The sequence below is a fragment of the Pantoea sp. X-Soil-TKNS-1279 genome (genome assembly GCF_059730565.1).
In genome coordinates this window covers 458,835-471,592 of record NZ_AP035948.1, presented here as the reverse complement: position 1 = coordinate 471,592, position 12,758 = coordinate 458,835, and the positions used below count along the sequence as shown (strand labels likewise).

Below are 12,758 nucleotides of genomic sequence, written 5' to 3'. Positions count from 1 at the left end.
CAGTTCGGACTGGCAATACCCTTAACCGGCCTGTTGGCCGGTTTTTGTTGCCTGCGGCACCACCGGATCGTTCTCCAGCCGCTGGCGTTTTCGCAGATGCGGGAAAAGGGTCATCCAGAGCGCCACCACCACCAGCGTACCAATACCGCCGAGCGCCGCAGCTGGCACTGCACCCAGCCACGCCGCCAGCATCCCGGACTCAAATTCACCCAGCTGGTTGGAGGTATTAATAAAGATGGCGTTCACCGCGTTGACGCGCCCCCGCATATCGTCCGGGGTATCCAACTGAACCAACGCGCCGCGAATCACCATGCTGACCATATCAAACGCCCCAAGCGCGGCCAGCGCCAGCAGCGACAGCCACAACTGGCTGGAAAGCGCGAAGATAAGCGTCGCCACCCCAAAACCGGCCACCGCGCCAAACATGATCATCCCGACGTGCTTTTCCAGTTTGTGACGACTGAGCCATACACCGACCACCAGCGCCCCGACTGACGGCGCGCCACGTAACATCCCCAACCCCCAGGGACCGGTGTGCAGAATGTCTTTGGCGAAAATAGGCAGCAGCGCGGTCGCCCCGCCCAGCAGCACCGCAAACAGATCGAGTGAAATCACCCCCAGCACATCTTTGCGTTCACGGATGAAATGCACACCGGCAAACAGGTTGGTGAGGTTCATCGGCAGGCGCGTTTGCGGCGGGCGTTCATAGCGGATACGGCTGACCAGCAGCAGTGAGAACAAATAAAACAACGCCGAAACACCGTACACCACATCCGGTCCGGCTACGTACAGCAACCCACCGAGCGTAGGCCCAATGATCACCGCGGCCTGTCCACCGACCGCGTTAGCCGCCGTTGCGCGAGCCAGAATCTGTGGCGGCACCAGCGCGGGCAGCATCGAGGATAACGCTGGCCACTCCAGCGCCTTGGCAACGGCAATCAGAAATACCAGGCTCCAGATAGCGGTTTTATCTGCCCAGTTGAATAACGTCAGCGCCACTAACGCCAGCAGCGCTCCCCACTCGACCAGTTGTCCCAGCAGCACAATTCGCCGCCGGTCGAACTGATCGGCCAGATGTCCGGCTGGTAACGCCAACAGCACCGATGGCAGAAACTGCATCAGGCCAATCATCCCCAACGCCATCGCGCTGTTGGTCAGCGAGTAGATTTGCCAGCTGACGGCAACGGAAAACATCTGAAAACCAAATGAGGAACAGGTGCGCGCCAGCCAGAAAGCAACAAACGACCTGTGCCGCAGCAGCGAGCCATCCGCTGCTGATGTCAGTGAACCCATATTTATCCCATCCTGAATTGCAGTTCCGGCCAGTGTCGTTGCACAAGCCTTATGAAAAAACCTCGCTGAGGTTTTCCTTATCTTTTTCAGGCGACAGAGTGCGGGATTTTGGCGGCACAGGCAACGGCAAGGCGTGCTCTTTAAAAACAGTTGGTTATATAAAAAAATCTAAGCATAGAGCTCTGAATATTAGCAGGCTTATTTTTTTATTGAGGAAATAGCGTAAATCACCAGAGAGGGGCAATAAGGCGTTAATTAATGTATTAATAATACCTAATATCTCTTTAGCAGAGACAGATAAAAAAGGTGATCTTCACAAAGGAAACGTTTTATATTAGAAAACTGTTCACAGCAGCAGTCGCACCATTTTTATTATAAATAAACCCTTCCAGTTAATTAATATATTTATAGAGATAAATGGAAAACAGTTCATACAACCCTTATGTTACTGAGCGTATCCGCCGCTTCGATGGCAGGATAACCGGTGCTTGCTATTCATCACCCCTTATAAATTCTGGGCAGAATAGTCATGCATCACTTAACGATCGCAACATAGTTTCCTTACATAACCAATTTTTTGATGAAACAACGTTAATAATTACCCCATTACAGGGAAATAGGCTTACGGATTTATTACAGACACCAGAAAATTATTCCTGCCTGCGATCAGACAATGTCCGACTGGCCATTAACTATGAGGCGTTGCAGCAGAATGGTCCCGCCTTAAAGTCCCTGGCACAGGATTTTAGTTTCTGGCTCTATGATGTAGCGACACCGGGAACCCAGTGGCGAAATATTGAGGCATTTCCCTTCAGCGGCATTGTGCTGACCCATGTTTTTTTCAACGAAAATTATCTCAAGTTCAGCTTTCCCTTTCTCCTCTCTGCCTTCCGGGAAAGAGAAGCTGAGGTGATATTACGCACCCCGACTTTAACACTGACGGATGAGTGCTATGCTCGATTACATATCAGTGGCTGGCAGGAACAACGCACCAGCAGCGATTTATTTGAAGTGTAAACGGTTACACAAAATAGCGCGCTCAGCAAAAAAAGCCCGATTAATTCGGGCATGTTACCGGTAATACCCTTATAAAATGTTGTGTCATTCCCCATTCTGAAGTCCAAAGCGCTGAAAAAGATCAAACCTGTTAACGTTTTTAAGATAAAATTTAACGCAAAGGGATCATCAGGCGTCACGGAAGCGTTCCGGAGTGGACATTTACATCACCTCGTACCTTATATCGGGATTCGGCGCAACGCGTTGTTTCCTTTAGTCTTATGGCGAAAAAAGAGGTCAACATTATGGGGAAAAATTCCTCATCTTTTGGCGTAATTCGTTTCCTGACAGTGCTGTTCGCACTGCTGACAGGGGCGTTTATGCTGATTGGCGGCGCGTGGTTAGCCGCCATTGGAGGTTCCTGGTACTACGTAATTGGCGGTGTGGTTATGTTAATCACCGCTATTCTGCTGTGGCGTCGTAGCGGTTCAGCATTGGTGTTGTACGCCTTGCTGCTGCTGGCTACGTTGGTGTGGGGCGTATGGGAAGTCGGTTTCGACTTCTGGGCGCTGGCACCGCGTACTGACGTGCTGGTGATTTTTGGCGTCTGGCTGGTGTTGCCGTTTGTGTATCGCAAACTCAACAACGCCGGAAAAGGTGCGCTGGGTATTATGGGCATCGCCCTGGTTGCCAGTGCGCTGGTGCTGGCGTGGGCAGTATTCCACGATCCGCAAGAGCTGAATGGCACTCTGCCAGCCACCGAAGCCAATGCCCCGCAGGCACAACCGCTGAGCAACATCGCCGATGGCGACTGGCCTGCTTACGCGCGTGACCAGCAAGGCACCCGCTTCTCACCGCTGAAGCAGATCAACGCAGATAACGTGAAAAATCTGCAAGTTGCCTGGCAGTTCCAGACGGGTGACCTGAAGACGCCAAACGATCCGGGTGAAATCACTGATGAAGTGACCCCGATTAAAATTCGCGACACCCTGTATCTCTGCTCACCGCACCAAATCCTGTTTGCACTGGATGCGAAAACCGGTAAGCAGAAGTGGAAATTTGATCCGGGCTTGAAGCCGAACCCGACCTTCCAGCACGTAACCTGTCGTGGCGTTTCTTACCACGAAATTCCGGCCGCTGCTGATGCGTCTGGCACCCAGCCTGCGCTGTGCTCACGCCGCATTTACCTGCCGGTAAACGATGGTCGTCTGTTCGCGCTGGATGCGGAAACCGGTGAGCGTTGTGCTGCTTTCGGCAACAACGGCGAGCTGGATCTGCAACACAAACAGCCGGTGCTGACCCCAGGCCAGTATGAGCCGACTTCACCACCGATCATCACCGATACCACCATTGTGATTGCCGGTGCGGTGACGGATAACTACTCAACCCGTGAGCCGTCTGGTGCCATCCGTGGCTTTGACGTCAATACCGGTAAACTGCTGTGGGTGTTCGATCCGGGCGCGAAAGATCCGAACGCGATTCCTGATGATGAACATACCTTCACCATGAACTCGCCGAACTCCTGGGCGCCGGCGGTGTACGATCCGAAACTGGATATCGTTTATCTGCCGATGGGCGTGTCTACCCCGGATATCTGGGGCGGTAACCGCACACCAGAACAGGAGCGCTATGCGAGCAGCGTACTGGCGCTGAACGCCACCACCGGTAAGCTGGTGTGGTCGTATCAGACCGTGCATCACGATCTGTGGGATATGGACCTGCCGTCACAGCCGACGCTGGCCGATATCACTGACAAAGATGGCAACACCGTACCGGTGATTTATGCTCCGGCGAAAACCGGTAACATCTTTGTGCTGGATCGTCGTACCGGTAAGCCAGTCGTTCCGGCACCGGAAACCCCGGTTCCGCAGGGCGCAGCGAAAGGTGACCACGTTTCTCCGACTCAGCCTTATTCAGAACTGACCTTCCGTCCGAAGCAGAATCTGACTGATAAGGATATGTGGGGCGCGACCATGTACGACCAGCTGGTGTGCCGCGTGATCTTCAAGCGTCTGCGCTATGACGGTCCGTTCACCCCGCCGTCTGAGCAGGGTACGCTGGTGTTCCCGGGTAACCTCGGAATGTTCGAATGGGGCGGCATTGCGGTCGATCCGCATCGCCAGATCGCTATCGCTAACCCGATGGCCCTGCCGTTCGTCTCCAAACTGATTCCGCGCGGTCCGGGCAACCCGATCGAGCCGCCGAAAGGCGCGGAAGGGGGTTCTGGCACCGAAACCGGTATCCAGCCTCAGTACGGCGTGCCGTATGGCGTGGAACTGAACGCGTTCCTGTCACCGTTTGGTCTGCCTTGTAAACAACCGGCGTGGGGCTATGTCTCTGCCGTTGACCTGAAAACCAACGAAACCGTGTGGAAAAAACGCATTGGTACGGTTCGCGATAGCGCGCCGGTTCCGCTGCCGTTCAAGATGGGTATGCCGATGCTCGGCGGCCCGATCACCACAGCCGGTAACGTATTCTTCATCGGTGCGACCGCAGATAACTACCTGCGTGCCTTCAGCACCAACACCGGTGAAATGCTGTGGCAGGCACGTCTGCCAGCAGGCGGCCAGGCAACGCCGATGACCTACGAAATAGATGGCAAGCAGTATGTTGTCATCGCTGCCGGTGGTCACGGTTCGTTTGGCACCAAGCTGGGCGATTATGTGATTGCCTACGCACTGCCGGACAATAAATAGCGTAAATAAAACAGGCGGACTCAGTCCGCCTGTTTTATGCATTCAAAACCGTAACGGCGCGATTTATCGCGCCGTTACGAATCAATGCTTCCGCAGCACCCGCGCATTCAACACCGCACACAACGCCATAATCACGCAGGTTGCCAGAAACACTGGCCGCATGCCGAAAGCCCCGCCGACAAAGCCGCCAAACAACGGGCCGCTCACCTGACCGACATACTGCGCCGACGTTGAGTATCCCAGCATTTTCCCCACCTGGGTTTGCGGCACATTGTGGCGAATCAACGCCGTGACGCACGGCATCAGCCCACCCAAGGCCATCCCCATCAGAAAACGCAGCACCACCAGTTGCCAGGCTGCGGTAATAAACGCCTGAGGAATCAGCAGCAACGCGCATGCAATCAAACCATAAATCAGTACCCGGCCATGACCGATACGGTCGGCCAGCCGTCCGAGACGTGGTGCAGAAAGAATGCTGCCGAGTGCAGCGGCTGCCATCACCAGGCCGGCGGTGACGGTAATCGCGTGGTCGCCGCTGACAAACTGCCCGACATACAGCGTGATAATCGGTTCAATCGACATATTGGCGAAAATCAATAACATGCCGGATAACCACATCAAACGTACCACCGGCAGGTTCACCGCTTTCTCATCGGCGCTGCTGCTCTGTACCGCCTTTTTCGCCTGACGCGGCGCTTCTTTCAGCAAAAAAGTGGTGGCGAGAAAAGCGAGAAAAATCACCGCACCGGTCAGCCAAAAGGTATGACGAATGCCGATCAACGGCGGCAGCACGCCGCCCAGTAACGGCCCCACCACATTACCCGCCATAATACCGGACGACAGCATACCCAGCGCCCAGCCGGTCTGCTCTTTCGGCGTTTGTGCCGCCACCAGAATGGTGGAGCCGGATGCGTAGCCGCCGAGCAAACCAGCCAGCAGACGCAACGCCACCAGTTGCCAGGGCGCGGTTGCCATCCCAATCAATGACATGGCAATCGCCATCCCCAGGCTGGCGCGGATCAGCATCAGTTTGCGACCATAGCGATCCGCCAGCTTGCCCCACAGCGGCGCAGTCAGCGCAGCGCTGAGGAAGGTAGCGCCATAGGCCGCCCCCGACCAGCGTGCAATCGCTGCCGGTTCCTGCACCCCGAGTTGCTGTACATACAACGGCAAAAACGGCAGCAGAAGCGTCATCGCCACGATGGTGCTGAAGGAACCGAGTACGCAGACGAACAAATTTCGCCGCCAGTGTTGCTGTTCAGGCGCTAACGCCGTTGGAGGTTGCTGCATGATGATATCCCTGTTTTAAGCTGACATTCAGGCTAACAGCGGCATCGTGTCGATAACAGAGCGACCGGGATATTTGCCACGCAGCGCGCTATTGTTGCCAAAATGCAACAATCAGTTCTCACCCAATGCGGTGATCAGCGCATCGCACAATAACGTCACTGGCGAGGAGGGTTCTGGCTGCGTTTTCAGCAGCAGATAACTGTGCAGGCGATCCATTTGCCACTCCGGCAGCACCTGCACGATATCCCCCTGCACCAACGCTTCACGCGTCATATAAGCCGGTAGATAGGCAATACCGGTGCCTGCCAGCGCCGCATTCAGCAATGCCATGCTGTTATTGGCACGGAAGCGACTACGAACATCCAACGCCAGCCGCTGCTTATCACGGCGAAACGGTAGCGCAGCGGTGTGGGCTGGGCCGTGGAACAACAACAAATCGTGGCGCGTGAGCTTTTCGGGATGATCGATAACCGGATGCGCGGCCAGATAATCAGGCGCGGCGTACAAGCCCCAGTCAATGGTGCTCAATTCGCGATAATCAGGGGTTTCTGGTGCACGCGCGCGAATGACGATCGCCACATCCGCGAGGTTCGAAAGGTCTTCACTGACACGATCGGTCAGTTCAAGATCAACATTGATATGGATATGGCGACGAATAAAGCGGTTTAACGTCGGCACCACGCACTGGCAGCCAAAGGTCACCGGTGCCTGCAAACGCACGTTGCCGGTCGGCAGTTGATGCACCTGTTGGACAAAGGCATCAGCGCGATGCATCTCATCCATCAGGCGGATGCAAAAGGGATAATAGGCCTGGCCAAGTTCCGTCAATGCCACTTTACGCGTGGTACGCTGCAATAATTTGATGCCGAGGCGTACTTCCAGCCGGGCAATTTCACGGCTGACATAGGATTTTGATACACCGAGGGTGCGGGCTGCTTCGCTAAAACTTTGCCGTTCAACCACGCGCGCAAACAGCATCATGGCGGTGAGATTGTCGCTGTTGTCCATTGTCCATAACCGGCAGAGTAAGGGAGAACAGCAGCTTAAAAGGATTGGTGCGGAATAGCACCTGATTTCCCGCGCCCACATGGCAATGGGAAATCAGGTTGGCGACTCAACTGGCCACCGCCAGCGGAAATAACAGACGATCTGGTTCGACACGGCGCTGACGACGCAGCTGACCCGGTGTGACGCGGAAGTAGTTTTTAAAGGTGCGGGTGTAAGCCTGCTGCGTGTCGAAGCCGTAGCTCATCGCCACTTGCAGGATCGCCTCATCACTGTTCAGTAACGTCAACGCCGATTCGGTCAACCGACGCTGGCGAATGTACTCAGCCAGTGAAAATCCGGTGTGCTGACGAAACAGACGTTGCAGATGCCAGCGGGAATACCCGGAACGGCGTGCGACTTCATCCAGATGCAAATCGTGTCCTAAGTTGTCTTCTATCCAGTCCAGCAAACTGCGGATAAATTGACTCTGATTCATGGCTCCTCCTGATACGACGTGATGTCCAGTGAAGCCACTTTAGCGCGTTAAATTTATCCCTTAATTAGCGGAAAATTAGCGCAGAATTAGCAAGGGGAAAACGGGTGTAATTCTGCGCTAATTTTCCAGCGCTACACTTTGTTCATACATTTGGGAGGGCATCATGCGTGTGCTGCTGGTTGAAGATGATGAAATGATTGGCGCGAACTTGCAGCAGGCGCTGGAGGCCGCTGGCTGGTCGGTGGACTGGGTACGGGATGGCGTGTTTGCCACCAATGCCTGGACTGAAGGCGGCTACAGCTGCGTGTTACTCGACCTGGGCTTACCGCGGGAAGATGGCATCCATGTCCTACGCCGCGCCCGTACCCGTGGCGATATGACGCCGGTGCTGGTGCTGACCGCGCGTGATACCGTGGCCCAGCGTGTTCAGGGACTCGACAGCGGTGCCGATGATTACCTGCTAAAACCCTTTGATTTACAAGAGGTCCTGGCGCGAATGCGAGCGATTACCCGACGTCGTCACGGTGCGGCGGATTCCCTGTTAGGCAGCGGCGACGTGCAGCTCGATATGATGACGCGTGAAGTACTGTATAAAGGGCAGCGTGAGCAACTTACCGCGCGTGAATACGCCCTGCTTTATGCGCTGCTGGAGCGTCCGGGCGCCATTCTTTCACGCGAACAACTGGAAAACCGCATCTACGGCTGGGGCGAAGAAGTCACCAGCAATGCGGTTGATGTCTTAATTCATGGCATGCGCCGCAAGCTGGATAACGAAGTGATTCGCAACGTGCGCGGCCTGGGGTGGCGAGTCCCTGCAATATGAAACCCTTCACGTTTATGCGTTCCCTGCGTAATAAATTGCTGACCACCCTGTTGCTGATACATCTGGCGATGATCGGTGGTGTCACCTCCTATTTTTACAGCTGCTACGGCGACATGATCGGCACTATGAAGGACGATCAGCTGGCAAAAATCGCCGATGCCTGGGCCAGCAGCAAACGCATTCCTGCCCTGATGCCGCTGATGCTCAACGCCGATAAACTCAAAAGCGCCTATGTGGTGCAATTGTGGGATGACAATCAGCAGCTGCGCGCCAGTTCCTGGCCGGAGTTGAATGCGCCATTGCAGAGTAAAAAAGGCTGGAGTGACGTTAAGATCGGAGATTGTGAAGACTGCGACTGGCGTGTCTTCAATCGCCCCGGTGAACCCGGCAGTGAAATCGCTGCCATTCAGGTGCTCTACAACATCGGCTATATGAAAAGCGTAATGGTGAAGCGCGCACTGTCAGCCATTATCCCGTTGATTTTAATGATGCCGCTCTCGCTGCTGGTGATCTGGCTGGTGGTGCGCGCCATCACGCGCGACTTACGCGTGGCCTCGCGCCAGATTGCCGCCCAGGAGATGTTGCATCCCGACAGCGTCCCCCCGGATGGCTTACCGGACGAGATCCTGCCGCTGGTTGCCGCCTATAACTCGCTGCTGGATAAACTGCGTGCTGCCTGGTCGTCACAGCGCCAGTTCCTCGAAGATGCCGCCCACGAACTGCGTACGCCGGTAACCGCCGTGACGTTGCAGCTGGAGAACCTACGCCAGCATATTCAACCGGGCGAGGCCAGCCGTCAGTTTGATCAACTGGAAGCGGGCGTGACCCGTACCCGCCATCTGGTGACACAGCTGCTGAACATCTCGCGCCAGGAAGATCAGTCGGTGGTCGCCACGGTAGAAAATATTGAGCTGGAAGACCTGCTGAAGGAGAGTATCGAGCAGCTGATGGTGGTGGCCGATAAGCGTGGAATTGATATCGGTTTTAACGGCACTGCCCACTACCGCATCCAGGCCAGTCGTTCCGATTTACGCAGCCTGTTTGACAACCTGATCGGTAATGCCATGCTGCACACCCCCGAAGGCAGCCTGGTGGATGTGCTGCTGCATCGCGTCGGCAATCACACCGTGGTGGATATTGTTGATAACGGGCCGGGTATGCCGGAAGGCTTTATCGAACGCGCGTTTGACCGCTTCACTCGCTCGCCTGATGTGCAGGCCCAGGGTAGCGGCCTTGGGCTGTCGATTGTTCGCAGCGTGGCGCAAAAACACCGTATGCAGGTGGCACTGTCGAACTGCCTCAATCCGCAGGGTCAGATTTGCGGTTTGCAGGTGCGAGTTACCCTCCCTTAATAGCTGTCCCTCATCCGTAACGGCGCGATTTATCGCGCTGTTTTTTTGTGCTGTGCCCCTCCACGCAAAACATGCGCGATAAATCGCGCCGCTACATCCGATTCCCCCATAAGCATTTTGCAACGCGTCGCGACAACGTAAACGGTTGCGGGGTTCCGTTCGGCCCATGACACTTATGTGACATAACTCACATTTTTGGTGAATGGAATTGCAACACTTTTTGACAAACGTGATCAAAATCTATTTTCTATCGGACTGATACAGGCACCCTACGCGAGCTTTAAAAACCGGCAGCTCAGACCGGCTTAAAACAATTCACCGCCCACCCCTGGGATCGACTGACACCGATCGCGCATTTTTGCGACGATCACGAGCATGTGGTTAACGATAATGAAATATAAAGCATTGATAGCAGGGGCCTTACTGGCCAGCAGCTGGACCGGCGCGACCCAAGCAGCAGACAGCAACCCGCAATACCTTTCCGACTGGTGGCATCAGAGCGTCAACGTGGTGGGCAGTTATCACACCCGTTTCGGACCACAGTTTAACAACGACGTGTATCTGGAATACGAAGCCTTTGCCAAAAAGGACTGGTTTGATTTCTACGGCTACGCCGACCTGACCAACTTCTTCGGTCTGGGCAACAGCAACGCTAACGGTATTTTCGACCACGGTTCGCCGCTGTTCATGGAAATTGAGCCGCGTTTCTCCATCGATAAGCTGACCGGCACCAGCCTGGCGTTTGGTCCGTTTAAAGAGTGGTACTTCGCCAACAACTACATCTACGACATGGGCCGCAACGCGTCGCAGCGCCAGAACACCTGGTATATGGGTCTGGGCACCGATATCGACACCCATTCCGATGTGGGCCTGTCGCTGAACGTGTACGCGAAATACCAGTGGCAGAACTACGGTGCCGCCAACGAAAACAGCTGGGATGGCTATCGCTTCAAGGTGAAATACTTTGTTCCGATTACCGACCTGTGGGGCGGTAAGCTGAGCTATATCGGCTTCACCAACTTCGACTGGGGTTCCGATCTGCGTGACGAAACCGGTCCATCACGTACCAGCAACTCGATTGCATCCAGCCACATTCTGTCGCTGAACTACGACCACTGGCATGTTTCTACCGTGGCGCGTTATTTCCACAACGGTGGACAGTGGGCTGATGGCCAGGAGCTGAACTTCGGCAATGGTCCGTTTGAAGTGAAATCAACCGGCTGGGGTTACTACCTGGTTGTGGGTTATAACTTCTAACTTAGCTAACGCCACCTTCATCCGTAGCGGCGCGATTAATCGCGCCGCTACGGGGTAAAATCGGTGACTAAATTCTTGGTTTATAAGCATTCACCATCCACGGCACACCGAACTTATCGGTGAACATGCCAAAACCATTCGCCCAGAACGTCGGCTCCCAGCTTTTTGTCACCTGCCCGCCGGCAGACAACGCATCAAACCATCGCTTGCCCTGCACTTCATCCGGCGTGGAGAGACTCACTGCAAAGCCGTTGTAATGCGCCTCACGATTCCCGTCACTCAACATAATTTCACCCTGCCCGATGCGCAGGTGCGCGTGCATGATATGTTCCGGCGGAAAGGTCATCCCGGAAGGACAACCTTCTGTGGATTCCGTCTCCGGCATATCGCCAAAGGTCATTTTAAACAGCAACTCGCCGTCAGTCGCCTCAAGGTAGAATGCGATGGCCTCTTCGCAGCGGCCGTCATAAAACAAATAAGGGGTAATTTGCATGGTCGGTTCTCCAGAGTGAACGCCCGATGCCAAGTGTAGTGGCTGCCAGCCAAACAGGACGCGAGCCGGGCCGCACTCTTACCTTTGTTGACAATAGCGCCGGAACAGCTGCGCCATATAGGCGCTCATCGGCGTCAACGCCGTGTCCTTACGCTGAATCAGATAAAAGTTTGCCTTGGGTAACGGATCATCCAGCTCCAGCGCCACCAGCAGGCCGCCGTGGGTTGGGTCTTCAATCACATCTCGCGAGATAATGCTGACGAAATCGGTCTTTGCCACCAGGCTGGTACAGGCCATAAAGGTTTCGCAGGTGACGACGATTTTCGGTGCCATGCCGCGCTCGCCAAACATATCGTGCAGCAGCCGATAATAGCTGCCCTGCGGCGTCGGCATGGTCCAGTCACAATGCTGCAACTCCGCCAGCGAGCGTGCATGAGCCATCGGATGGCCTTTACGCACCACCACCTGATAATCTCGCTCCATCAGTCGTTCGTAGGTCAATTCCTGATCGAGATGGCTTTGGTCGTAAGTGTTGATGGTGAAATCCAGCTCCCCCTGGCGCAGCTCATGTACCATCGCCACCAGTTGGCCTTCGACGATACGCACCTTTACCAGCGGATATTCGCGGTGAAAATGATTGATCACCTGCGGCATCACGGTACGCGCGATGCTGCCGCCGACGCCAATATTCACCCTGCCGCCCGCCAGCCCCAGTCGCTGCTGAATATCTTCCTGCGCGACGCGCAGTTCTTCCAGCACCAGGCTGGCATGCCGAAAAAAGTTATCACCAATATCGGTCAGGGTAACGCCCTGATGGCGTCGTTCAAATAAACGCGCGCCGAGTACCAATTCCAGTTCCTGGATCGACTTAGTCAGCGCAGGCTGCGATACGCCTGACAGACGGCTGGCAGAGCGGATGCTGCCCTGGCGGGCCACATCAACAAAGGCGCGGAGCTGATGCAATTTTAAGTTAGCAGGCATAGTTACTCGGTGATAACCGTTGTTTATCAGGCACAAGATATTCGCATCTTATGCGCGCCAATACCATTGTGTAGATTCGGGACAATGCATAAAA

The 12,758-nt window shown here is 55.0% G+C and carries 11 protein-coding genes; 5 read left to right on the top strand and 6 right to left on the bottom strand.

Annotated features, from left to right (window positions below):
• Window positions 1–21: 21 nt before the first annotated feature.
• Window positions 22–1,293 carry an MFS transporter gene (locus AC6I8N_RS02090; RefSeq protein ID WP_208724650.1) on the bottom strand — a complete coding sequence of 424 codons (1,272 nt, stop codon included), beginning with the start codon at window positions 1,291–1,293 and terminating at the stop codon, window positions 22–24.
• Between the two features lie 417 nt (window positions 1,294–1,710).
• Between AC6I8N_RS02090 and AC6I8N_RS02085 the strand changes: the two genes are divergently transcribed.
• The gene (locus tag AC6I8N_RS02085; protein WP_497829941.1) at window positions 1,711–2,310 is read left to right on the top strand and encodes a hypothetical protein; all 600 of its coding nucleotides are present in this window, start codon (window positions 1,711–1,713) and stop codon (window positions 2,308–2,310) included.
• Window positions 2,311–2,594: 284 nt separating this feature from the next.
• Window positions 2,595–4,985, top strand: coding sequence for a glucose/quinate/shikimate family membrane-bound PQQ-dependent dehydrogenase (locus AC6I8N_RS02080; protein ID WP_497829940.1), 2,391 nt, complete (start codon window positions 2,595–2,597; stop codon window positions 4,983–4,985).
• An 81-nt stretch (window positions 4,986–5,066) separates the two neighbouring features.
• Here the strand turns inward: AC6I8N_RS02080 and AC6I8N_RS02075 are convergent, their stop codons facing one another.
• From AC6I8N_RS02075 to AC6I8N_RS02065, 3 genes are all read right to left on the bottom strand, one after another.
• The gene (locus tag AC6I8N_RS02075; protein ID WP_208724648.1) at window positions 5,067–6,275 is read right to left on the bottom strand and encodes an MFS transporter; all 1,209 of its coding nucleotides are present in this window, start codon (window positions 6,273–6,275) and stop codon (window positions 5,067–5,069) included.
• A 111-nt stretch (window positions 6,276–6,386) separates the two neighbouring features.
• Window positions 6,387–7,283: a LysR family transcriptional regulator gene (locus tag AC6I8N_RS02070; RefSeq protein ID WP_497829939.1), complete on the bottom strand. Its 897-nt coding sequence runs from the start codon at window positions 7,281–7,283 to the stop codon at window positions 6,387–6,389.
• Between the two features lie 106 nt (window positions 7,284–7,389).
• The gene (locus AC6I8N_RS02065) at window positions 7,390–7,758 is read right to left on the bottom strand and encodes a helix-turn-helix domain-containing protein (RefSeq protein ID WP_013507554.1); all 369 of its coding nucleotides are present in this window, start codon (window positions 7,756–7,758) and stop codon (window positions 7,390–7,392) included.
• 163 nt (window positions 7,759–7,921) lie between these two features.
• Between AC6I8N_RS02065 and AC6I8N_RS02060 the strand changes: the two genes are divergently transcribed.
• The 3 genes from AC6I8N_RS02060 to AC6I8N_RS02050 all read left to right on the top strand — a co-directional run bounded on the left by AC6I8N_RS02060 (window position 7,922) and on the right by AC6I8N_RS02050 (window position 11,190).
• A complete protein-coding gene (locus AC6I8N_RS02060; RefSeq protein ID WP_021184146.1) occupies window positions 7,922–8,581 on the top strand; it encodes a response regulator in 660 nt (219 codons plus the stop codon).
• Window positions 8,578–9,933: a sensor histidine kinase gene (locus AC6I8N_RS02055; protein WP_497829938.1), complete on the top strand. Its 1,356-nt coding sequence runs from the start codon at window positions 8,578–8,580 to the stop codon at window positions 9,931–9,933. Before AC6I8N_RS02060 ends, AC6I8N_RS02055 begins: the two co-directional genes overlap by 4 nt.
• 390 nt (window positions 9,934–10,323) lie before the next feature.
• Window positions 10,324–11,190, top strand: a complete 867-nt coding sequence (locus AC6I8N_RS02050; protein WP_036626344.1) for a nucleoside-specific channel-forming protein Tsx — start codon at window positions 10,324–10,326, stop codon at window positions 11,188–11,190.
• Between the two features lie 67 nt (window positions 11,191–11,257).
• Here AC6I8N_RS02050 and yjdN read toward each other — a convergent pair whose 3' ends face one another.
• A complete protein-coding gene (yjdN, locus tag AC6I8N_RS02045; RefSeq protein ID WP_021184142.1) occupies window positions 11,258–11,683 on the bottom strand; it encodes a VOC family metalloprotein YjdN in 426 nt (141 codons plus the stop codon).
• Between the two features lie 78 nt (window positions 11,684–11,761).
• Complete coding sequence (locus tag AC6I8N_RS02040; RefSeq protein ID WP_497829937.1) at window positions 11,762–12,664, bottom strand: LysR family transcriptional regulator; 903 nt, start codon at window positions 12,662–12,664, stop codon at window positions 11,762–11,764.
• Window positions 12,665–12,758: the final 94 nt, after the last annotated feature.

Bases quoted from the DNA above. Each gene is read 5' to 3' on its own strand.
- AC6I8N_RS02090 (WP_208724650.1), bottom strand. From the start codon at position 1,293: ATGGGTTCACTGACATCAGCAGCGGATGGCTCGCTGCTGCGGCACAGG.
- AC6I8N_RS02080 (WP_497829940.1), top strand. From the start codon at position 2,595: ATGGGGAAAAATTCCTCATCTTTTGGCGTAATTCGTTTCCTGACAGTG.
- AC6I8N_RS02075 (WP_208724648.1), bottom strand. From the start codon at position 6,275: ATGCAGCAACCTCCAACGGCGTTAGCGCCTGAACAGCAACACTGGCGG.
- AC6I8N_RS02065 (WP_013507554.1), bottom strand. From the start codon at position 7,758: ATGAATCAGAGTCAATTTATCCGCAGTTTGCTGGACTGGATAGAAGAC.
- AC6I8N_RS02085 (WP_497829941.1), top strand. From the start codon at position 1,711: ATGGAAAACAGTTCATACAACCCTTATGTTACTGAGCGTATCCGCCGC.
- yjdN (WP_021184142.1), bottom strand. From the start codon at position 11,683: ATGCAAATTACCCCTTATTTGTTTTATGACGGCCGCTGCGAAGAGGCC.
- AC6I8N_RS02060 (WP_021184146.1), top strand. From the start codon at position 7,922: ATGCGTGTGCTGCTGGTTGAAGATGATGAAATGATTGGCGCGAACTTG.
- AC6I8N_RS02070 (WP_497829939.1), bottom strand. From the start codon at position 7,283: ATGGACAACAGCGACAATCTCACCGCCATGATGCTGTTTGCGCGCGTG.
- AC6I8N_RS02050 (WP_036626344.1), top strand. From the start codon at position 10,324: ATGAAATATAAAGCATTGATAGCAGGGGCCTTACTGGCCAGCAGCTGG.
- AC6I8N_RS02055 (WP_497829938.1), top strand. From the start codon at position 8,578: ATGAAACCCTTCACGTTTATGCGTTCCCTGCGTAATAAATTGCTGACC.
- AC6I8N_RS02040 (WP_497829937.1), bottom strand. From the start codon at position 12,664: ATGCCTGCTAACTTAAAATTGCATCAGCTCCGCGCCTTTGTTGATGTG.